A 20,790-nucleotide genomic window follows, 5' to 3' on the forward strand; every position below is an offset into this window, starting at 1 on the left:
CCTTGGATTATTTTTTCCACGGGCGGGGTCCGCCCATCACATGCAGATGCAGGTGATAAACCTCTTGCCCGCCATCCGCACCATTATTTACCACTAATCTAAATCCACCATCTTGGCCAGGACGACAACCCTGCTCCTTTGCAAGCCGCGGTGCTAATTCCATCATTCTACCTAGCATTGGTGCATCGACAGGCTCGGCTGACTCCAGCATCGCTAGATGCTTCTTCGGAATGATTAGGAAGTGCACTGGTGCAGCAGGGTTAATGTCTTTAAAAGCGTAGATTTCCGCATCCTCATAGACCTTTTGGGAAGGAATGAGGCCTTGAACAATCTTACAAAACAAACAATTCGGATCATGGTTCATCACTTATCCCTTAGTCCTTAGTCCTACTGTTCTTTACTCTGTACCAGCTGCTTTGCGAGCCGCCTTCTCTTCAATACCCGAGGTACCAAGACGACGCTCTAGCTCGGCAATGACGTTCTCCGGGCGCAAATTAAACTGAGATAGCGCAACGAGGCAATGAAACCACAGATCGGCGACCTCCCCAACCAATAGCTGCTGTTGCTCAGGCGCTAAATTGGCATGGCGAGAATCCTTTGCCGCCATCACTGTCTCCGTCGCTTCCTCACCAATCTTCTTCAAAATCCCATCATCGCCCTTGGAAAAGAGCAGCGCGGTATAGGAAGTCTTCGGATCGGTCTGGCCCGCCTTGAATGCATCACGACGTTGATCAAGCACATTAGCTAAATGCGCTAGCGCAGAATCGAGGTTCGATGAAGGTTGGGCTGGAGTCGTCATAAGCTCATTTTATGTCTTTTGAGTACTGAAAGCACAGTTTGCTTACTTTTGAGACTTGGATTCATCTAGCCAGCTGGTAGTCGCACAATCCCAGCCCTGAAAAAAACAACTGTGTTCGCCGGTGTGACAGGCAATACCGTCTTTTTGCTCCACCACTAGCAAAATAGTATCCCCATCGCAATCCAAACGCACGTCTTTTACTGTTTGGGTGTGGCCAGACTCTTCACCCTTATGCCAAAGTTTCTGACGTGAACGGGTCCAATAAACTGCCTCACCCAGGCGTAAAGTCGCCAACAAAGCATCTCGGTTCATCCAGGCCATCATCAAAATATCTTTACTTCCGAACTCTTGGGCAATCACCGGAACCAGGCCCTGCTCATTCCAGCTCACGGCATCAAGCCATGGCCCTGCTTCTATATTGGGATTTGGTGTAAATGGACTCATCTTTTGATCAACTCGACACTTTTCTCATACGCTTTAAATACGAACAGGAATACCTTGGCTAGCCATATATTCTTTTGCTTGGCCAACCGTGTATTCACCATAATGAAAAATACTCGCCGCTAGTACAGCATCAGCATGGCCTTTGGTGATGCCATCCACTAAATGCTGCAAATTACCGACCCCGCCTGATGCAATGACCGGAACGCTCACGGCATCACTGACAGCCGCGGTTAATTCCAAATCAAAACCATCTTTACTGCCATCGCGATTCATACTCGTGAGCAAAATCTCGCCAGCGCCACGCTGAGTCACCTCTGTTGCCCATGCAACGACGTCCATACCCGTAGCTGTTCTACCGCCATGGGTAAATACTTCCCAATGGCCAGCCGGCGTTTTTTTGGCATCGATCGCAACAACAATACACTGCGAACCATAGTGGGCGGCGGCATCAGAAACTAAATCAGGATTAGTCACCGCGGAAGAGTTCATGCTCACTTTGTCAGCACCTGCATTGAGTAAACGTCTGACGTCCGAAACGACACGCACACCACCACCAACCGTCAGTGGAATAAAAACTTGTGAGGCAACAGCCTCGATGATGTGCAAAATGAGATCGCGCCCATCGGAGGTAGCGGTAATGTCTAAAAATGTAAGTTCATCAGCACCCTGCGCATCATAGCGGCGCGCGATTTCAATAGGGTCACCCGCATCGCGTAAGCCAACAAAGTTGACCCCTTTCACTACGCGCCCTGCCGTCACATCAAGACAAGGAATAATTCTTTTAGTGAGCACGGATCATTACTCTAGATCATTTTCTTAGTAAATTTGAGTGTTAACTCATCAGCGTATTGTTGAGCCACTGTTAAATCCAGATCGCCAGCATAAATAGAGCGTCCTGCAATCACACCCATGATGCCTTCAGCCTCAGCCTCACAAAGTGCCTCAATATCTTGATTATTGGATAGGCCGCCACTGGCAATCACGGGTATACGAATGGCTTGAGCTAATTTAATCGTGGCATCCATATTGACACCCTTGAGCATCCCATCGCGCCCAATATCTGTGTAAATGATGGCTTCGACACCCCAGTCTTCAAATTTCTTAGCTAAATCAATCACTTCGTGTCCCGTGATCTTGCTCCAACCATCAGTAGCTACTTTGCCGTCACGTGCATCAAGGCCAACCATGATGTGCCCTGGAAATGCAGCACAAGCGTCTTGTACAAAGCCTGGGTTTTTTACCGCCGCCGTACCAATAATCACCGTAGAGATACCGTCATCCAGTAAGCGCTCAATCGTTTCTAAATCACGAATGCCACCACCCAGTTGAACCGGGATCTCATTACCCACGGCTTTGAGAATGGATTTAATGGCAGATTCATTTTTTAGCTTACCGGCAAATGCGCCATTCAGATCCACCAAATGCAAGCGACGCGCACCCTTACTAATCCAATGGGCTGCCATTGCGCCCGGGTCTTCTGAGAACACCGTGGCCCGATCCATATCACCTTGCTCAAGTCGAACACAGTGGCCATCTTTTAAATCAATTGCGGGAATAAGTAGCATAGCAGCGCGTTAAGTAAGCGTTATAAAAATATTAAGGTTGCCAAGAAACAAAATTTTGATAGAGCTTTAATCCGTATTCTGCACTCTTTTCCGGATGAAACTGCGTCGCGAAAATATTATCTCTTGCTACGGCAGAAGTAAACCAATCTCCATATTCAGTTGAGCCCACAATGTCTTCGTTACGCTGGGGTACAACATAGTAACTATGAACAAAATAGAAACTAGTGAGGTCCGGAATACCATCCCATAAAGGGTGCTCCCTATCTTGGCGCACTTGGTTCCAGCCCATATGCGGGACTTTGTATACAGAACCATCGGGCTGACGCCTGCCGGTTAATTCAAAACGGCGAACTTCTCCTGGCATCAGTCCTAGGCAGGGGGTCCACAATTGATCGGCATTTGCTCGCACTTCAGCACTTTGGTCGAACATCATCTGTTCGCCAACACAGACACCTAAAAATGGTTTGTTTTTTGCGGTCTCTAGCAATGCTTCAAGTAGGCCTGATTCCTCAAGGTGCCTCATGCAGTCAGGCATGGCACCCTGACCTGGCAGCACTACACGATCGGCTGAGATGATGTCTTCTGGCTTGCTAGCAATCAGCACGTTAGCATCCGGGGCCACATGATGGAATGCTTGATATACAGAACGCAGATTGCCCATTCCGTAATCAACAATTGCAATGGTTTGTGCCAAAGTGAACCTGTGTTTTCTTATGCTTTAGCAGTCTTCAGTCTTCTAGCAAAAGCACCAGAAGCGCTCTAAATTACAGACTACCCTTTGTGGAGGGAACAACGCCCGCTGCCCGTGGATCGATTTCCAAGGCCATCCGAAGTGCGCGACCAAAGGCTTTGAACACAGTCTCAATTTGGTGATGGGCGTTAATTCCCCGCAAATTGTCAATATGGAGCGTCACACCAGCATGGTTTACAAAGCCGCGGAAGAACTCAATACTGAGGTCCACATCAAAATCACCTACCCGTGCACGTGTAAAAGGTACATTGAATTCCAGGCCAGGACGACCTGAAAAATCAATCACTACCCGAGATAAAGTCTCATCTAGAGGCACATAGGAATGCCCATAACGGGTGATACCCGCTTTGTCGCCTACTGCCTTCGCAAAGGCCTGGCCCAAGGTGATACCCACATCCTCAACAGTGTGATGATCATCAATATGCGTATCGCCTGTAGCCATTACTTTGAGGTCAATCATGCCGTGACGGGCAATTTGATCGAGCATATGGTCTAAAAACGGAACGCCGGAGGCGAGCTCGGCTTTTCCTGAGCCATCTAAATTGATGACAATCTGAATTTTGGTTTCCGAAGTATTTCGGGTAACGTCGGCTTGCCGCATGCTTACGTGCGCCGCGAGGCGAAGTGTTGATTGAAGCCTCATAATATCATTTCTAATACTGAATTAAATACTGCGTTTTTTACTTACCTGCTGATTTTTGACCAGAGTCCCTCATGAGCCGTTTTTGGAACCCCGTTGTTCACACCCTCACTCCATATGTTCCCGGAGAACAACCGCAAATGGAGCGGCTGGTGAAACTCAATACCAATGAAAGCCCTTACGGCCCATCACCCAAGGCGCTTGCAGCCATTGAGCAGCACAATAATGATGATTTAAGGCTCTATCCTGACCCTGAGGGTAGCGCCCTCAAGAAAGCTATTGCAACTTTGCATGGCTTGGACCCAAAGCAGGTCTTTGTCGGTAATGGCTCGGATGAAGTGCTTGCTCACATCTTTTTAGGGCTCCTCAAGCAAGCCAAGCCAGTTCAATTCCCCGACATCACCTATAGCTTCTACCCGGTGTACTGCAAGCTATTTGGCATTGACTATCAAACCATTCCATTGGGCTCAGACTTTGCAGTACATCCTGAGGATTTCAAGGTCCCTAGTGGGGGCATCATTTTTCCCAATCCCAATGCCCCTACCGGACGTTCTATTTCCAGAGCAGAAATCGAGGCCTTGTTAAGCCGCAATCGTGATTCAGTGGTGGTCATTGATGAAGCTTACGTGGACTATGGAACCGAATCTTGCATTCCGCTCTTGCGTGGGTCAGCCTGTCCGGAAAATTTAGTTGTCGTGCACACCCTGTCTAAGTCCCGCGCTTTAGCAGGCTTACGTGTGGGCTTTGCGGTGAGTCATCCCACTTTGATTGAAGGCCTTGAGCGAGTCAAAAATAGTTTTAATTCTTACCCGCTGGGTAAATTAGCCCAAGCAGGTGCAATTGCCGCTATTGAAGATCAGGCGCACTTAGAGTCAAGCTGTGCCAAGGTCATTCAAACCCGCGAACGCTTAGTGCAGGTATTAGCAGCGCTAGGCTTTGAAACCTTGCCGTCCACTGCTAACTTTATTTTTACGCGTCACCCAAAGCATGCGGGGGCAAAGCTGTATCAGGCCTTACGTGATCGTGGCATCATCGTGCGCCACTTTAAGCTACCCCGTATTGAAGAATTCCTGCGCATCACTATCGGCACCGATGATCAAACCAATACGCTGCTTGCAGCTTTGAAAGAAATTCTGGTCTAAGGTAACTACTTCAAGCGCATTTCCGCTGCACGGGCATGGGCTTGAAGACCTTCGCCATGGGCTAAAGTGCTTGCTACTGCGCCTAAGGTTTGGGCACCTGCTTCACTGACCTCAATCATGCTCGAGCGCTTAATAAAATCATAAACACCTAAAGGTGAAGAAAAGCGCGCAGTACGAGCAGTTGGTAAAACGTGATTAGGGCCAGCACAATAATCGCCTAAGGATTCGCTTGTGTAGTTGCCTATAAAAATAGCGCCGGCATGCCGAATCTGTTCTGCCCACTGGCGCGGATCAGTTGTGCAAATCTCTAAATGCTCAGCAGCAATCTGATTGGCAATGTCACAAGCCTCTGCCATGTCTTTTACTTCAATTAATAAGGCACGATTGGTAAGCGAGGTCTCAATCACTTTCTTTCGAGGCATCTCTGGCAATAATTGATTGATGCTAGCTTGAACCCGTTCAATGAAACTGGCGTCGGGGCAAAGCAAAATAGACTGCGCTAATTCATCATGCTCGGCCTGCGAAAATAAATCCATCGCAATCCAGTCCGGATTGCTTGAGCCATCACAGAGCACTAAAATTTCCGATGGTCCAGCAATCATGTCAATACCAACCGTACCAAATACTCTGCGCTTGGCTGCCGCAACATAGGCATTACCTGGACCCACAATTTTATCAACGGCAGGAATGGTTTTAGTGCCATAAGCTAAGGCACCTACGGCCTGCGCACCGCCAATCGTAAAGACCCGGTCCACCCCTGCCAACCAAGCTGCAGCCAGGACAAGCGGATTTCGGGTTCCGTCTGGTGTAGGTACAACCATGATCACTTCAGATACACCAGCCACTTTGGCTGGAATGGCATTCATCAGCACCGAGGAGGGGTAGGCAGCTTTGCCACCAGGCACATAAATCCCCACACGATCCAGTGCAGTGACTTTCTGACCTAAACGAGTGCCATCAGGCTCGGTATATTCCCAAGAGTGGCAACCGGTTTCAATTTTTTGCTGCTCGTGATACGCGCGCACCCGTTGCGCAGCAACGTCTAAAGCAGTCTTCTGGTCTGCCGCCAAGCCCTCATAAGCCTGCTGTAACGCTTGCTGAGAAATCTCTAATTCAGTCACGCTGGCAACACTCAAACGATCGAACTGTTTTGTGTAATCTAAAACAGCAGCGTCTCCGTGGGCTTGCACTTGCGCCAAAATCTGGACGACTGCTGCATCAATAGCCTCATCATCGGCCATCGGCAAAGAAAGGCTAGATAACAGAATTTCCGTAAATCCTGGATCGCTGCTGTTGAGGCGTTTTACGTGGATGGCTGTAGGCATATTATTTGAGCAACTCAAAGAAAGGCTGTAACTGAGCACGTTTACGTTTATATGAAGCCTGATTCACTACCAGTCGCGCACTGATATCGGCAATCGGCTCTACTTCAATCAGGCCATTTGCACGCAAGGTATTTCCAGTAGACACTAGATCCACGATTGCATCGGCTAAACCCACTAATGGGGCTAGCTCCATCGATCCATACAAATGAATCGTATCAATATGTACGCCCTTGTTCGCAAAATGCTCGCGAGCACAATTGACATACTTGGTAGCGACCTTTAAACGAGAGCCTTGTTTGACAGCAGCAGCATAGTCAAAACCCTCTTTGACCGCTACTGACATTCGGCACTTCGCAATATTGAGATCAAATGGCACATACAAACCGTCTGTACCATTTTCCATCAACACGTCTAAACCAGCCACCCCAAAATCCGCTCCGCCAAATTGAACGTAGGTAGGGACATCCGAAGCGCGCACAATAATTAAACGGACATCAGGATTAGAGGTCTCAATAATTAATTTACGTGATTTTTCAGGATCCTCAAGCGGACGAATACCGATCTTGGATAAGATCTCAGCGGTTTCTTCAAAGATGCGCCCCTTCGAAAGGGCTAAAGTTAACTTCATGTCTTAATTATCTATCAGGCTTAATGAATTCGCTTAATCTGAGCCCCTAATAAGGTGAGTTTTTGCTCCATCCGATCATATCCGCGGTCCAAGTGGTAGATACGGTCTACCTGCGTTTCGCCTTGAGCGGCCAAACCTGCAATGACTAAACTGGCTGATGCCCGTAAATCCGTTGCCATCACCACTGCACCAGAGAGCTTTTCTACACCTTGGACTACAGCGGTATTGCCTTCAATCGCAATATCCGCCCCCAAACGATTCATCTCTTGAACATGCATGAAACGATTCTCAAAGATCGTTTCCGTAATGGTAGCGGTACCGCTGGCGATTGCATTAACTGCCATGAGCTGCGCTTGCATATCAGTCGGAAAGGCAGGGTATTCAGAGGTGCGGAAGTTAACAGCTTTGGGACGCACTTGCATTGAGGCCTTAATCCAGTCAGGCCCCACTTCCATCTCTAGCCCAACCTCTTTTAATTTAGCCAGAACAGCATCTAGCGTATCCGGGCGGCAATGTTTTACCAGCACTTCCCCGCCAGTGGCAGCTACCGCACATAAAAAGGTACCTGTCTCAATACGATCAGCGATGATGGTGTGCTCAGCACTATGCAGTTTCTCAACGCCTTGAATGACCAGGCGGTCAGTGCCAATCCCAGTGATCTTTGCACCCATCTTCACTAATAGTTCAGCTAAGTCACCGACTTCAGGCTCCCGTGCGGCATTTTCTAAAATAGTCGTGCCGGTTGCGAGGGTGGCGGCCATCAATAAATTTTCAGTACCGGTAACGGTAATCATGTCCGTCAAAATAGAGGCTCCTTGCAGACGCTCTAAAGGCGGCTTCATTTCTGCCTGAATATAACCACTCTGAATTTGAATGGTCGCCCCCATCGCCTTTAAGCCTTTAATATGCTGATCCACTGGACGCGCACCAATTGCGCAACCTCCGGGCAAAGATACTTTAGCGCTATGCATTCTAGCTAGCAAAGGGCCGAGAACCAATATTGAAGCCCGCATGGTTTTCACCATCTCATAGGTGGCTTCAGAGCTCTTGATATCTGCTGCATGGAGCACTAGATGCGTTCGATTGGCCTCATCTGGAAAGGATACTTTTACACCGATCTCTTGTAAGAGCTTAAGCATAGTGCGCACATCTTGTAGGTCGGGCACATTACGCAATACGATCGCTTGATCGGTTAATAGGCAAGCGCACAAAATAGGGAGTGCTGCATTTTTAGCCCCAGAAATCAATACTTCGCCCTTGAGCGGAGTACCGCCCACCATACTTAATTTGTCCATGAATGGATTCCAGTAAAAAACGAAACGGGTACGACAGCCCTCTTAAGCTGTGGCGTTTTGGGCAAACTCTTCAGGCGTAAAAGCCTTAATAGAGAGTGCATGCACTTCAGCTTTCATACGATCGCCCATGGCAGCATAGACCAATTGATGACGCTGAATTAATCGCTTACCTGCAAACTCAGGGCTCACAATCGTAGCAAAAAAATGCTGGCCATCGCCTTCAACCTGTATATGCGTGCAAGAAATGCCTTGCTGGATATATCCCTCAATTTGTTCTGGGGTGGGCAACATACTCTCTCCTAATGACGAATTATTTTGTATTGGTGTTTTGATATTGAGTGCGTAGTCAATTACTCATTAACTTCTGAGTTTGTAGCCTTTTTGCAATAAACGCAAAGCTAGCGCTGAGACTAGGATAAAAAAACAAGCGATGATGACTAGACTTCTCCAGGGTGAAATATCAGAAACGCCGAAGAAGCCGAAACGAAATCCATCAATCATGTAGAAAAAAGGATTGAAATGGGAGACGATTTGCCAAGCCGCGGGCAAAGAATGAATGGAATAAAAGACGCCCGATAACATCGTTGCCGGCATGATAATAAAGTTCTGGAAGGCAGCCAATTGATCATATTTGTCAGCCCAGATACCTGCAATGAGGCCCATACTTCCTAATATGGCTGCGCCCAGAAACGCAAATGTCAAAATCCACAGTGGGTATTCAAATGCAGGTGGTGCATACAGCGCAGTAATGGCCAGCACTCCAAATCCAACCACTACCCCACGAAATACTGCAGCTAATACATAAGCAGCATAAAACTCTATATGGCTAAATGGCGCCAATAGTACAAATACCAAGTTACCAGTCACTTTTGACTGAATCAAAGATGAGGAGGTATTAGCAAAAGCGTTTTGGAGGACACTCATCATGACTAGACCAGGAATCAAGAAAGTTGAATAGCTCAAGCGGCCATAAATCTCCCTACCTTCTAATACTTGACCGAAGATCATCAGGTACAAAATAGCCGTCAAGACCGGCGCTGCAACCGTCTGAAAGCCTACCTTATAAAACCGTTTGATTTCTTTACGCAAGAGCATCGGAAATCCGCTGCCGTAAATTAAAGCAGGGGGTGTGAGAATCTTTTTCACAATACGCTGCCCGACATAATATTGACGAAAACATTCTCAAGATCGGTTTTACCCTCACCATCTTTTTTAATTGAGCCGTACTGACTCAGTAAATTCTGAGTAGTGTCGAGAGCCACAATGGTTCCTTGCTTAAGCATTGCAATACGCTGGCAGAGTGCCTCGGCCTCTTCTAGGTAATGCGTTGTCAATACGATCGTATGACCATCTTGATTGAGGCGGCTAATAAATTGCCAAAGGGATTGACGTAACTCCACATCTACCCCTGCTGTAGGCTCATCTAAAATAATGACCGGGGGTCTATGAACCAAGGCCTGAGCGACCAGAACCCGTCGTTTCATACCGCCGGATAAAGCACGCATATTGCTGTCTGCCTTATTGACTAGATCAAGATTGGCCATGATCTCATCAATCCAAGCATCATTATTGCGGATGCCAAAGTACCCCGACTGAAATTGCAATGTTTCGCGCACCGTAAAAAAAGGATCAAATACTAACTCTTGCGGCACGACGCCCAACATTCGGCGAGCCTCACGAAAATGGCTCTGTACATCCGCCCCCATAATCGCAGCATGGCCATGATCCGCAGTCGCCAAACCCGCCAAAATAGAGATCAGCGTTGTCTTACCCGCACCATTGGGTCCCAGCAAACCAAAAAACTCACCTTGCTCAATCGATAGGGAAACCTGATCTAGCGCCTGCAGTGCACCATAGTTTTTGGATATGTTTTTAATGGAGATTGCTGGATGCATACTATGACAAACCAAGTAATGCTGACACGCCATATACACTGGCTAGCACCGTTAACTTTTCTGGGGCTCCAGTCATTTGTAGGTTTAAACCGCGAGCCTGCAAGTTCTTTTGCCATGAAATTAAGACTGTCAATACCGTTGAGTCAAAATCTTGAAGGCCAGAGCAGTCAATCAATCCTGATGTAGTCAGGCTAAGCAAGCCGTCTCTCTCCAACTGCACAGCATTGGCTTGTGTTACTGAAGCAGGTAATAAAAATGACATCTTCATTGGGGCTTAATTAGCGGGCTTAACAGTTGCTAGCTGCTTGTTTCGGTCCTGCAAAAATTTCACCAAGCCATCGATGCCATTTTGACTAATTTGATTGGCGAACTGATTTCGATAGGCCTCGACTAGCCACACGCCCATGATGTTCATATCGTAGACTTTCCAGCCATTGGCGGTTTTCTCAAGGCGATAGTCAAGCGATACGGGATCGCCTCGCCCAAGCACAACCGTCTTGACAATAACTTCCTTATCGTCTGGAGCTGCACGTAAGGGCTTAAATTGAATCGTTTGGTCTCGTAACTGACTCAATGCACCTGAGTAAGTGCGCATCAACAGGCTTTTAAATTCTGCTATTAATTGCGCCTGCTGTTCAGGGGTCGCTTTTTTCCAATTTGGACCCATGGCCATTTCAGTAGTACGGCGCATATCGGCATAAGGAAGAATCTTTTTCTCAACCAATTCGACAATGCGAGGAATATTCCCTTTCTGAATCTCGGGATCAGATTTCACAGAAGCCATCACATCAGACACCACTGCTTTAATCAGGCCATCGGGAGTCGACTGATCAATGACTTGAGCGCCAGCATTGCTCAGTACTAAGAAAAAGCTAGCAAGCAATACCGCAAGGTAGCGTTGAATTATTTTGTTACTTTTCATATGTTCTCGATCATGACGCTATAACCAGATTTATTTTAAATGCTTTGCATTCAATCACTGCCGACGATGCCTATCATTCATAGGGATTTTGATAAGGCCGCACTAAGGGCTCTTCATCATCGCGCCCCTCATTGATCTGATACTCACGCCGCTGAATATACGCATCACGCACAAAGCTATATTTATCAATTGCCGCACCATCGAGCAAGTCACCAGCCTCGTAATAGGTATTGCGTCCATTGACTACGCGCAGACCGGTAATGCTGTTACGCAAGCCAATATCTTTTACATACTTAAATAAGTAATCTGACTCCAGATCAGCACCCGTACCAAAGGTATCGCGCACACTACTAGGTCCAAAGAATGGCAACACCACATAAGGCCCCGCTGGAACGCCCCATACGCCAAAGGTTTGACCCCAATCTTCTTTATGTTTTGGTAAACCACCTGGCGTTGCTAAATCAATCAATCCACCTAAACCCATTGTGGTGTTCACAACAACCCGCATGAGGTCTGTAAATGCATCGGCTGGCTTACCTTGCAGTAAGTTTTGCAATGCGGTGTAAATATCACTGTAGTTGCTAAAAAAGTTGTAAACCCCGTCACGAATAAACTCGGGCAATACAAAGCGATATCCGGTTACCACTGGCTTCAGTACATAGGCATCCAAGCCCTCGTTAAACTCAAAAACAGATCGGTTAAATGGCTCCCAAGGATCTGCGGGAGAGCGCTCAACGCCAGCAGGAATAGATGCGCACCCTACAATTACCGATACTAGGCCAAGCAATACTAAGCGCCTAAGCCTCTTCAGTAATGGCATCATTTTGCTGCGCCCTTGTCTTGTGCCTTGTCTTGTGCTTTATCTTGGCCGCTATCAGCAGCCTTGTTATATAAGAATTGACTGATGAGGCTTTCTAAAACAATGGCAGACTGAGTTTGCGTAATTCTGTCGCCGGAGGCTAGCATGTCATCCGAGCCACCAGCATCCAAACCAATATATTGCTCGCCCAATAAGCCGGAAGTCAAAATCTTCGCGGCTGAGTCTTTCGGGAACTTGTAGCCCTCTTCGATAGTCATCAACACAGTCGCCTGATACGTTTTGTCATCAAAAGAAATATTGGCAATCCGCCCAACCACCACTCCAGCACTCTTGACTGGCGCACGTGGCTTGAGTCCGCCAATATTGTCAAATCGCGCAGAAATTTTATAGGTTGGCGCAAAGGAAACGGCATTCATATTGCCGACCTTTAGGGCTAAAAATAAAGCAGCTAGCAAACCAATTGCTACAAAAATTCCGACCCAAACATCAATTGCACTTTTTCTCATAAGAGTCCTAGTTCGTACTTTCTAATTCGAGAACATCATGGCCGTTAGTAAAAAATCTAACGCTAAAACCGATAAAGAGGAGATCACCACCGTACGGGTAGTCGCCTGTGAGACGCCTTCGGGCGTGGGCTTTGATTCGTAACCTTGGTAAAGTGCAATGAAAGTGACGGCTACACCAAACACCACACTCTTGATTAGGCCATTACCTATATCCGAGAAAAGATCAACGCCCCCTTGCATCTGCGACCAAAACGCCCCAGAGTCCACACCAATTAGCGGAACTCCTACAAAGTAACCGCCCATCACACCTACTGCAGTAAAAATCGTTGCCAAAATAGGCATCGCAATAATACCCGCCCAAAGCCGTGGGGCGATCACACGACTAAGCGGATCAACAGCCATCATTTCCATAGCACTTAACTGCTCACCGGCTTTCATCAAGCCGATCTCTGCTGTCAGTGAGGTGCCGGCTCTACCAGCAAACAACAAGGCAGTAATAACAGGGCCTAGTTCACGGGTCAGTGAAAGTGCAACCAATAAACCTAATGCCTGCTCTGAGCCATAGCGGTTTAAAGTGTAATAACCCTGCAAGCCCAGCACAAAGCCAACGAATAAGCCAGATACGGCAATGATTACAAAAGAGTGATTACCAACGAATAAAATCTGATCACATACCAAGCGAGGTCTTTTTAATAAAAATCCAGAGCGCATGATCACTGCCGCAAACATGCGTGCAGCAAGGCCAAGGCTTGCGAGATTGTGGCGTACAAAAAACCCTAGATCCCCTAGGAGATTAATGGATTTGTAAAGAATATTCATTGTGCTTTCACCCCAAAATCTTCCTCAAGCGTTTGCCCTGGGTAATGAAATGGCACAGGGCCATCTGGTGACGCATCTAAAAACTGACGGACAAAGGGATCCGTTGAGCGGCTCAATTCTTCTGGTGTACCTTGTGCACCAATCCGACCGTTGGCAATGAAATACACGTAATCCGCAATTTCAAAAGTTTCCTCAACATCGTGAGTAACCAAAAGGCTGGTTGCTCCTAAGGCACTATTTAAGTCACGGATCAAGCGAGCCGTAATACCCAATGAGATCGGATCTAATCCTGCAAAGGGCTCGTCATACATAATCAGAGGCGGATCCAATGCAATGGCCCTTGCTAAAGCTACACGACGCGCCATGCCACCCGAAATTTGCGAAGGCATTAAATCCCGCGCACCCCGTAAACCCACAGCATTTAATTTCATTAAAACTAAAGAACGCAACAAGTCTTCAGTCAAATCAGTATGTTCACGTAATGGAAAAGCAACGTTCTCTAAAACACTAAGGTCGGTAAACAGTGCGCCAAACTGGAAAAGCATGCCCATACGACGGCGTGCCGCCATGAGTTCAGCAGAGTTCATTTTGCCAATATCAGCGCCTTCGAATAACACTTGGCCTGACTGAGCTGCGAACTGCCCACCAATCAGGCGCAAGATAGTGGTCTTACCGCACCCCGAACCCCCCATCACCGCAACTACTTGTCCGCGACGGAACTCCATATTGAGCCCAGATAGGATTTGTCTCCCACCCAGCTCATAAGCAAAGTTCACATTCTCAATCGATACAACAATCTCACCAGAAAAATCTTGCTGGGTATTCACTGAGTTCGACGTATCGCGGTTCATATCCCTCACATTATCGCGGCAGAACGGAAGACCCCATTAAATACTCATCTACTGCTTGGGCGCACTGACGACCTTCACGAATAGCCCAAACTACTAAGGATTGACCACGACGCATGTCGCCAGCAGCAAATACCTTAGGGACATTGGTTTGATAGGCATTTTGACCATCAACCGTCGCTTTTGCGTTACCGCGGGCATCTTTTTCAACGCCAAAGGCATTCAAGACTTGTTGTGCAGGAGATACAAAACCCATGGCCAGTAACACTAGATCCGCTTTAATCTCAAATTCAGAGTTTGGCACTTCTGACATCTTTCCGTCTTTCCACTCCAAACGAACGCCAATCAGCTTCTCCAACTTGCCGTCTTTTCCTTCAAAACGCTTGGTTCCGACGGACCAATCACGATCACAACCCTCTTCATGGGAAGAGGAAGTGCGCAACTTGGTTGGCCAATAGGGCCACACTAATGGCTTATTTTCTACTTCAGGAGGCTGTGGCAATAATTCAAACTGGGTAATCTGTGCTGCGCCATGACGGTTGGAAGTTCCCACGCAGTCAGAACCAGTATCTCCGCCACCGATGACGACAACATGCTTGCCAGTTGCCCGAATCTCGTTCTTAAAGTCGCCGGCGTTCTCTTTATTCTGCGGAATTAAGAACTCCAAGGCATAGTGCACACCAGCTAATTCACGGCCTGGAACAGGAAGGTCGCGGGGCTGCTCAGCACCACCGGTAATGACGACAGCATCGAAGTCTTTCATCAACTGATCAGGTGAGACTGTTTTGCTTGAGTAATTTTTGACCTCAACTCCCATGGCCTCTTTGCCTACGAAAACACCTGTTTCAAACTTTACGCCTTCAGCTTGCATCTGCTCGACACGACGGTCGATCAACCATTTTTCCATTTTGAAGTCTGGAATACCATAACGCAACAATCCACCAACGCGATCATTCTTTTCAAATACGGTGACGTCGTGACCAACGCGGGCCAATTGTTGTGCCGTTGCCATGCCGGCAGGCCCACCACCGACTACTGCAATCTTTTTACCGGTCTTCGTTTTTGGTGGCTGCGGAACAACCCAACCATTTTCCCAGCCTTTATCAATAATGGCATGCTCGATTGACTTGATGCCCACGGCTTCACTATTAATACCTAATGTACACGCAGCCTCACATGGCGCTGGACAGATACGGCCAGTGAACTCTGGAAAGTTATTGGTTGATTGCAATACATCCAATGCATTCTTCCAATCATTTTGGAATACCAGATCATTGAAATCTGGAATGATGTTGTTCACAGGGCAACCGCTATTACAAAAAGGAATGCCGCAGTCCATGCAACGAGCACCCTGTACTTTAGCTTCTGCATCTGTCAATGCCACTACAAACTCTTTGTAATGATGAAGACGTTGAACTGGTGCTTCGTAGGTTTCTGCTACGCGCTCAAACTCCATAAATCCAGTGACTTTACCCATATCGAATCCTTAGTTATCTTTTCTTAGTATCTAGACGTATTAGTGGAATTACTTAAGCAGCAACTGTTTTGTTTTGCGCTTTTTCCCACAACTCACCTAAAGCACGTTTGTACTCAGTAGGAAGTACCTTTACAAAGCGACTGCGGGCATTACCCCAATCAGCCAACAGTACTTTAGCGCGCTCGGAACCAGTGTGACGGAAATGACGCTCAATCAAATTTTTCAAAATTTGCTCATCCGTCAAACGCTCACCACCATCCTTCACATCAACAGGAGCGTGCCACTGCGACTGAGGCATCTGAGCAATTTGTTCAGCAGAAGACAGCACTTTTTCTAAGCTGGCCATACTGGTGTTACAACGCTTTTCGAATAAACCATCTTCGTCATACACGTAAGCAATACCACCACTCATACCGGCTGCAAAGTTACGGCCAGTTGCGCCCAGAACTACGACCGTTCCACCTGTCATGTACTCGCAGCCGTGATCGCCAGTACCCTCAACGACAGTGGTTGCCCCTGAATTACGAACTGCAAAACGCTCGCCAGCTACGCCATTAAAGAATGCCTCGCCACCAATTGCGCCGTACAACACAGTATTGCCCACAATAATGTTTTTTGCCGTATCGCCACGGAATTCATGTGGCGCGCGCACGATGACACGTCCACCAGATAAGCCTTTACCAACGTAGTCGTTGCCATCACCCACTAAATCTAGCGTGATGCCGTGGGCTAAAAATGCTGCAAAGCTTTGCCCAGCAGTACCATTCAATTGAATATGAATCGTGTCATCAGGCAAGCCAGCATGGCCGTAACGCTGAGCTACTTCACCAGACAGCATGGCACCAACGGTGCGGTTTACATTTTTCACTGGAACGATGAAAGAGACTTTCTCGCCGCGTTGAATTGCAGGCTCACTCTTCTCAATCAGAATGTTATCCAGGGCACTACCCAAACCATGCTCTTGAGTGAGGATCTGATAACGCGGGGCATCAATAGCAACTTGCGGCTCAGCAAAAATCTTACTGAAATCTAAGCCATGGGTTTTCCAGTTATCAATTCCTTTGCGGGTATCTAAATAGTCAACTCGCCCGATCAAATCATCAAACTTTCGAATGCCCAATTGCGCCATGATCTCGCGTACTTCTTCAGCAATAAAGAAGAAGAAGTTCACCACGTGCTCTGGCTTACCAGAGAATTTTTTCCGCAACTCTGGATCTTGAGTGGCAACACCCACTGGACAAGTATTGAGGTGACATTTACGCATCATGATGCAACCTTCAACTACCAGTGGGGCAGTTGCAAAACCGAACTCATCTGCGCCCAGTAATGCGCCAATCACGACATCGCGCCCTGTTTTCATTTGGCCATCAGCCTGAACACGAATACGACTACGCAAACCGTTAAGTACTAAAGTCTGCTGGGTTTCCGCCAAACCCAACTCCCATGGTGATCCTGCATGCTTGATGGAGGATAGTGGTGAAGCACCAGTACCACCGTCATGCCCAGCAATGACTACGTGATCAGCCTTTGCCTTAGCAACACCCGCTGCAATAGTACCGACACCGACTTCAGACACCAGCTTGACTGAAATATCAGCCGCAGGGTTCACATTCTTTAAGTCATGAATTAACTGTGCAATATCTTCAATGGAGTAAATATCGTGGTGGGGTGGCGGAGAAATCAAGCCAACACCAGGAACAGAAAAGCGCAGTTTACCGATGTAATCAGAAACCTTGCCACCTGGCAATTGCCCGCCCTCGCCTGGCTTAGCACCTTGCGCCATTTTGATCTGAATTTGATCAGCAGAACGCAAGTATTCTGTTGTTACACCGAAACGACCTGAAGCCACCTGCTTAATTTTGGAGCGCAATGAATCGCCATCCAATAAAGGGATATTCGCTTCCACAACATCGCTACCCAAAATACTCGCTAAGGTTTCTCCTTTTTTAATTGGAATACCCTTCAGTTCATTGACGTAACGATTAGGATCTTCGCCACCTTCGCCAGTATTCGATTTACCGCCAATGCGATTCATCGCAATCGCTAAAGTAGCATGGGCTTCAGTAGAGATCGAGCCTAAAGACATCGCACCGGTTGCAAAACGTTTCACGATTTCTTTTGCCGATTCCACTTCATCCAACGGAATTGCTTTAGCCGGATCAAGCTTGAACTCGAATAAACCTCGTAAAGTCATTTGGCGCTTGGTTTGATCGTTGATCAGGTTTGCATACTCTTTATAGGTTTGATAGCCCTTATCAATACCAACACGAGTCGAGTGCTGTAACTTCGCAATCGTGTCGGGCGTCCACATATGGTCTTCACCCCGAATACGGAAAGCATACTCACCACCAGCCTCTAACATATTGGTCAAGACTGGGTCTGCACTAAACGCCGATTGATGCATCCGCAGGGCTTCTTCAGCCACCTCAAATACACCAATACCACCCACGTTAGAAGGTGTACCCTTAAAGTAATGATCAATGACATCGTGATTTAAACCAATGGCTTCAAAAATTTGTGAACCGGTATAAGACATATAGGTAGAGATGCCCATCTTAGACATCACTTTTTGTAAGCCCTTACCGACTGCTTTAACAAAGTTCTTCACTGCTTTTTCAGGCGATAAATCCCCTGACAATCCTTTAGCCATTTCAGCCAGTGTTTCTAGGGCGAGGTATGGATGAATGGCTTCTGCTCCATAGCCGGCCAAAAGCGCAAAGTGGTGTGTTTCACGTGCACTGCCAGTTTCAACTACTAAACCAACGCTAGTACGCAATCCTTTTTCAACCAAATGTTGATGAATCGCTGAGGTAGCCAACAAAGCAGGAATCGCAACGTGCGCTTCATCTACTTGGCGATCACTCACAATTAGGATGTTGTAACCAGAGCGCACAGCATCAGCAGCTTCTGCACAGAGTGATGCTAGGCGCGCTTCAATACCCTCTTTGCCCCAAGATGCCGGATAACAAATATCTAGCTCGTATGAACTAAATTTACCATTTGTGTAGTGTTCAATATGACGAATCTTAGTGATGTCATCAAAGTCTAAAATCGGCTGACTGACCTCTAAGCGCATTGGTGGGTTGATATTGTTCGTATCCAATAAATTGGGTTTTGGCCCAATAAATGAAACTAAAGACATCACCATATTTTCGCGAATCGAATCAATCGGCGGATTAGTTACCTGAGCAAATAGTTGCTTAAAATAATTGTAGAGGGGCTTATTCTTGCTAGAGAGAACGGCTAAAGGACTATCGTTCCCCATCGACCCGATTGCCTCTTCGCCATTCATTGCCATTGGCGCCATGAGATATTTAATATCCTCTTGCGTGTAACCAAAAGCTTGCTGGCGATCTAATAATTTTGCCGCTGGACGAATAGTCTTTTCTTCGTCAATTAAGTCAGCTTTGCTTGCGTCCACTTCATCTAGCTTGACGCGTACCGCATCAATCCAGCTCTTGTAAGGCTTTGCTTTTGACACCGCATTTTTAAGTTCGATGTCATCAATGATGCGTCCTTGCTCCATGTCAATCATGAACATCTTGCCTGGTTGCAAGCGCCATTTTTGAACAATCTTGCTCTCAGGAATCGGTAATACGCCAGCCTCAGAACCCATGATGACCAGGTCATCATCCGTTACGTAATAACGTGCTGGACGCAATCCATTGCGGTCTAAAGTTGCACCAATTTGACGACCATCCGTGAATGCCATTGCTGCTGGGCCATCCCATGGCTCCATCATAGAAGCGTGGTACTCATAAAAAGCACGACGATTTTCGTCCATTAATGCATGCTGCTCCCAGGCTTCTGGAATCATCATCATCATGGCTTGGGCTAATGGATAGCCTGCCATTACCAACAACTCTAAGCAGTTATCAAAGCAGGCCGTATCTGATTGGCCTGGATAAATGAGTGGCCACAATTTCTTCAAATCGTCACCGAGCACTGGAGAACTAATTGCGCCCTCGCGAGCGTTAACCCAATTCACGTTGCCTTTAACTGTATTGATCTCGCCGTTATGCGCAATCATCCGATATGGGTGAGCCAATTCCCACGCTGGGAAGGTATTTGTTGAGAATCGTTGGTGCACCAAAGCCAATGCAGAAACCGTACGCGCATCTTTCAAGTCCTGGTAATAGGCACCCACTTGATTTGCTAACAACAACCCTTTGTACACAATAGTACGGGCTGACATCGATGCCACGAAATATTCTTTACCGTGCTTTAAATGTAAATCCTGAATTGCATGACTTGCAGTTTTGCGAATGACATAAAGCTTGCGCTCTAATGCATCAGTAGTCATGATGTCGCGTCCGCGCCCAATAAAAATTTGACGAATAAATGGCTCTGTCATTCTTACTGTTGGTGACATTGGTAGCTTCACGTCGATTGGAACATCTCTCCAACCCAACACGACCTGCCCCTCTAAACGTACTGTACGTTCTAATTCTTGCTCGCAAGCCAAGCGTGAGGCATGCTCTTTTGGCAAGAAAATCATACCGACACCATATTCACCAAAGGGTGGCAACGCAATTCCTTGCTTCGCCATTTCTTCTCGATACAGCAAATCTGGAGTCTGAATCAGTATCCCAGCACCATCACCCATTAACGGATCTGCACCCACGGCACCCCGGTGATCTAAGTTCTCCAGAATCTGCAATCCTTGAGCAACAATCTCGTGGGATTTTTTACCTTTGATGTGTGCAACAAATCCTACGCCGCACGCGTCGTGCTCATTTTGAGGATCATAAAGTCCGTGGGCGATGGGGCGAAGTGGTGATTGAATTTGCTTAGTCATGATATTTCCGTGCGCCTCTAATGGCTTGATTACTTTTGGAAGATCAAATATAGGGGAATACCCATGCTGATGCAATAGAAATAAAATAACTCTGTCCCATTTAATTATGGGTTTAA

At 47.1% G+C, this 20,790-nt stretch carries 21 protein-coding genes and 1 pseudogene; 1 reads left to right on the top strand and 21 read right to left on the bottom strand.

Features of this window, described 5'->3' with window-relative positions; genetic code table 11:
• Nucleotides 1-7 precede the first annotated feature (7 nt).
• The 7 genes from B0G85_RS05425 to hisB form a co-directional block, all read right to left on the bottom strand.
• Nucleotides 8-364, bottom strand: a complete 357-nt coding sequence (locus tag B0G85_RS05425; RefSeq protein ID WP_100379434.1) for a histidine triad nucleotide-binding protein — start codon at nucleotides 362-364, stop codon at nucleotides 8-10.
• Between the two features lie 33 nt (nucleotides 365-397).
• Complete coding sequence (locus B0G85_RS05430; protein ID WP_100379435.1) at nucleotides 398-799, bottom strand: phosphoribosyl-ATP diphosphatase; 402 nt, start codon at nucleotides 797-799, stop codon at nucleotides 398-400.
• A gap of 42 nt (nucleotides 800-841) precedes the next feature.
• On the bottom strand, nucleotides 842-1,243 hold the full coding sequence (hisI, locus tag B0G85_RS05435) for a phosphoribosyl-AMP cyclohydrolase (RefSeq protein ID WP_100379436.1): 402 nt from the start codon (nucleotides 1,241-1,243) through the stop codon (nucleotides 842-844).
• A 33-nt stretch (nucleotides 1,244-1,276) separates the two neighbouring features.
• Complete coding sequence (gene hisF / locus B0G85_RS05440; protein WP_100379437.1) at nucleotides 1,277-2,035, bottom strand: imidazole glycerol phosphate synthase subunit HisF; 759 nt, start codon at nucleotides 2,033-2,035, stop codon at nucleotides 1,277-1,279.
• An 11-nt stretch (nucleotides 2,036-2,046) separates the two neighbouring features.
• Nucleotides 2,047-2,808, bottom strand: coding sequence for a 1-(5-phosphoribosyl)-5-[(5-phosphoribosylamino)methylideneamino]imidazole-4-carboxamide isomerase (gene hisA, locus B0G85_RS05445; RefSeq protein ID WP_100379438.1), 762 nt, complete (start codon nucleotides 2,806-2,808; stop codon nucleotides 2,047-2,049).
• Nucleotides 2,809-2,839: 31 nt separating this feature from the next.
• Entirely contained in the window at nucleotides 2,840-3,502 is a 663-nt protein-coding gene (gene hisH, locus B0G85_RS05450; RefSeq protein WP_100379439.1) for an imidazole glycerol phosphate synthase subunit HisH, read from the bottom strand.
• A gap of 70 nt (nucleotides 3,503-3,572) precedes the next feature.
• Nucleotides 3,573-4,160, bottom strand: a complete 588-nt coding sequence (gene hisB / locus B0G85_RS05455) for an imidazoleglycerol-phosphate dehydratase HisB (protein WP_100379576.1) — start codon at nucleotides 4,158-4,160, stop codon at nucleotides 3,573-3,575.
• Between the two features lie 113 nt (nucleotides 4,161-4,273).
• On the opposite strand from hisB, the gene hisC reads away from it, so the two are divergent.
• A complete protein-coding gene (hisC, locus tag B0G85_RS05460; RefSeq protein ID WP_100379440.1) occupies nucleotides 4,274-5,341 on the top strand; it encodes a histidinol-phosphate transaminase in 1,068 nt (355 codons plus the stop codon).
• A 5-nt stretch (nucleotides 5,342-5,346) separates the two neighbouring features.
• Here the strand turns inward: hisC and hisD are convergent, their stop codons facing one another.
• The 14 genes and pseudogenes from hisD to B0G85_RS05530 form a co-directional block, all read right to left on the bottom strand.
• Nucleotides 5,347-6,666 (bottom strand): histidinol dehydrogenase, encoded by a 1,320-nt coding sequence (gene hisD / locus B0G85_RS05465; protein WP_100379441.1) that lies wholly within the window; start codon nucleotides 6,664-6,666, stop codon nucleotides 5,347-5,349.
• Nucleotide 6,667: 1 nt separating this feature from the next.
• Nucleotides 6,668-7,294: an ATP phosphoribosyltransferase gene (hisG, locus tag B0G85_RS05470; protein ID WP_100379442.1), complete on the bottom strand. Its 627-nt coding sequence runs from the start codon at nucleotides 7,292-7,294 to the stop codon at nucleotides 6,668-6,670.
• Nucleotides 7,295-7,314: 20 nt separating this feature from the next.
• Entirely contained in the window at nucleotides 7,315-8,589 is a 1,275-nt protein-coding gene (gene murA / locus B0G85_RS05475; protein ID WP_100379443.1) for a UDP-N-acetylglucosamine 1-carboxyvinyltransferase, read from the bottom strand.
• Between the two features lie 42 nt (nucleotides 8,590-8,631).
• Nucleotides 8,632-8,880, bottom strand: coding sequence for a BolA family protein (locus B0G85_RS05480; protein WP_100379444.1), 249 nt, complete (start codon nucleotides 8,878-8,880; stop codon nucleotides 8,632-8,634).
• A 66-nt stretch (nucleotides 8,881-8,946) separates the two neighbouring features.
• On the bottom strand, nucleotides 8,947-9,684 hold the full coding sequence (locus tag B0G85_RS05485) for an ABC transporter permease (RefSeq protein WP_198508741.1): 738 nt from the start codon (nucleotides 9,682-9,684) through the stop codon (nucleotides 8,947-8,949).
• A gap of 116 nt (nucleotides 9,685-9,800) precedes the next feature.
• Nucleotides 9,801-10,484, bottom strand: a pseudogene (locus B0G85_RS05490) (ABC transporter ATP-binding protein); the annotation flags it as partial.
• A gap of 1 nt (nucleotide 10,485) precedes the next feature.
• The gene (locus B0G85_RS05495; RefSeq protein WP_100379578.1) at nucleotides 10,486-10,746 is read right to left on the bottom strand and encodes an STAS domain-containing protein; all 261 of its coding nucleotides are present in this window, start codon (nucleotides 10,744-10,746) and stop codon (nucleotides 10,486-10,488) included.
• A 12-nt stretch (nucleotides 10,747-10,758) separates the two neighbouring features.
• Nucleotides 10,759-11,406: an MlaC/ttg2D family ABC transporter substrate-binding protein gene (locus B0G85_RS05500; RefSeq protein WP_100379446.1), complete on the bottom strand. Its 648-nt coding sequence runs from the start codon at nucleotides 11,404-11,406 to the stop codon at nucleotides 10,759-10,761.
• 73 nt (nucleotides 11,407-11,479) lie between these two features.
• Entirely contained in the window at nucleotides 11,480-12,229 is a 750-nt protein-coding gene (locus B0G85_RS05505) for an MlaA family lipoprotein (protein ID WP_232725958.1), read from the bottom strand.
• Nucleotides 12,226-12,732 (bottom strand): outer membrane lipid asymmetry maintenance protein MlaD, encoded by a 507-nt coding sequence (gene mlaD, locus B0G85_RS05510; protein WP_100379447.1) that lies wholly within the window; start codon nucleotides 12,730-12,732, stop codon nucleotides 12,226-12,228. The genes B0G85_RS05505 and mlaD overlap by 4 nt, the downstream gene beginning before the upstream one ends.
• A gap of 21 nt (nucleotides 12,733-12,753) precedes the next feature.
• The gene (gene mlaE, locus B0G85_RS05515; protein WP_100379448.1) at nucleotides 12,754-13,551 is read right to left on the bottom strand and encodes a lipid asymmetry maintenance ABC transporter permease subunit MlaE; all 798 of its coding nucleotides are present in this window, start codon (nucleotides 13,549-13,551) and stop codon (nucleotides 12,754-12,756) included.
• Nucleotides 13,548-14,402 (bottom strand): ABC transporter ATP-binding protein, encoded by an 855-nt coding sequence (locus B0G85_RS05520; RefSeq protein ID WP_100379449.1) that lies wholly within the window; start codon nucleotides 14,400-14,402, stop codon nucleotides 13,548-13,550. Before B0G85_RS05520 ends, mlaE begins: the two co-directional genes overlap by 4 nt.
• Nucleotides 14,403-14,412: 10 nt before the next feature.
• Nucleotides 14,413-15,876, bottom strand: coding sequence for a glutamate synthase subunit beta (locus tag B0G85_RS05525; RefSeq protein ID WP_100379450.1), 1,464 nt, complete (start codon nucleotides 15,874-15,876; stop codon nucleotides 14,413-14,415).
• Between the two features lie 52 nt (nucleotides 15,877-15,928).
• Complete coding sequence (locus B0G85_RS05530; protein WP_100379451.1) at nucleotides 15,929-20,674, bottom strand: glutamate synthase-related protein; 4,746 nt, start codon at nucleotides 20,672-20,674, stop codon at nucleotides 15,929-15,931.
• Nucleotides 20,675-20,790: the final 116 nt, after the last annotated feature.

Source organism: Polynucleobacter brandtiae (genome assembly GCF_002797575.1).
GTDB classification, from domain to species: Bacteria; Pseudomonadota; Gammaproteobacteria; order Burkholderiales; family Burkholderiaceae; genus Polynucleobacter; species Polynucleobacter brandtiae.

Bases quoted from the DNA above. Each gene is read 5' to 3' on its own strand.
- hisB (WP_100379576.1), bottom strand. From the start codon at position 4,160: ATGCGGCAAGCCGACGTTACCCGAAATACTTCGGAAACCAAAATTCAG.
- hisG (WP_100379442.1), bottom strand. From the start codon at position 7,294: ATGAAGTTAACTTTAGCCCTTTCGAAGGGGCGCATCTTTGAAGAAACC.
- B0G85_RS05500 (WP_100379446.1), bottom strand. From the start codon at position 11,406: ATGAAAAGTAACAAAATAATTCAACGCTACCTTGCGGTATTGCTTGCT.
- B0G85_RS05530 (WP_100379451.1), bottom strand. From the start codon at position 20,674: ATGACTAAGCAAATTCAATCACCACTTCGCCCCATCGCCCACGGACTT.
- mlaD (WP_100379447.1), bottom strand. From the start codon at position 12,732: ATGAGAAAAAGTGCAATTGATGTTTGGGTCGGAATTTTTGTAGCAATT.
- mlaE (WP_100379448.1), bottom strand. From the start codon at position 13,551: ATGAATATTCTTTACAAATCCATTAATCTCCTAGGGGATCTAGGGTTT.
- hisA (WP_100379438.1), bottom strand. From the start codon at position 2,808: ATGCTACTTATTCCCGCAATTGATTTAAAAGATGGCCACTGTGTTCGA.
- B0G85_RS05485 (WP_198508741.1), bottom strand. From the start codon at position 9,684: ATGCTCTTGCGTAAAGAAATCAAACGGTTTTATAAGGTAGGCTTTCAG.
- hisI (WP_100379436.1), bottom strand. From the start codon at position 1,243: ATGAGTCCATTTACACCAAATCCCAATATAGAAGCAGGGCCATGGCTT.
- hisD (WP_100379441.1), bottom strand. From the start codon at position 6,666: ATGCCTACAGCCATCCACGTAAAACGCCTCAACAGCAGCGATCCAGGA.
- B0G85_RS05525 (WP_100379450.1), bottom strand. From the start codon at position 15,876: ATGGGTAAAGTCACTGGATTTATGGAGTTTGAGCGCGTAGCAGAAACC.
- hisC (WP_100379440.1), top strand. From the start codon at position 4,274: ATGAGCCGTTTTTGGAACCCCGTTGTTCACACCCTCACTCCATATGTT.
- murA (WP_100379443.1), bottom strand. From the start codon at position 8,589: ATGGACAAATTAAGTATGGTGGGCGGTACTCCGCTCAAGGGCGAAGTA.
- B0G85_RS05495 (WP_100379578.1), bottom strand. From the start codon at position 10,746: ATGTCATTTTTATTACCTGCTTCAGTAACACAAGCCAATGCTGTGCAG.
- B0G85_RS05480 (WP_100379444.1), bottom strand. From the start codon at position 8,880: ATGTTGCCCACCCCAGAACAAATTGAGGGATATATCCAGCAAGGCATT.
- B0G85_RS05425 (WP_100379434.1), bottom strand. From the start codon at position 364: ATGAACCATGATCCGAATTGTTTGTTTTGTAAGATTGTTCAAGGCCTC.
- B0G85_RS05430 (WP_100379435.1), bottom strand. From the start codon at position 799: ATGACGACTCCAGCCCAACCTTCATCGAACCTCGATTCTGCGCTAGCG.
- B0G85_RS05505 (WP_232725958.1), bottom strand. From the start codon at position 12,229: ATGATGCCATTACTGAAGAGGCTTAGGCGCTTAGTATTGCTTGGCCTA.
- B0G85_RS05520 (WP_100379449.1), bottom strand. From the start codon at position 14,402: ATGAACCGCGATACGTCGAACTCAGTGAATACCCAGCAAGATTTTTCT.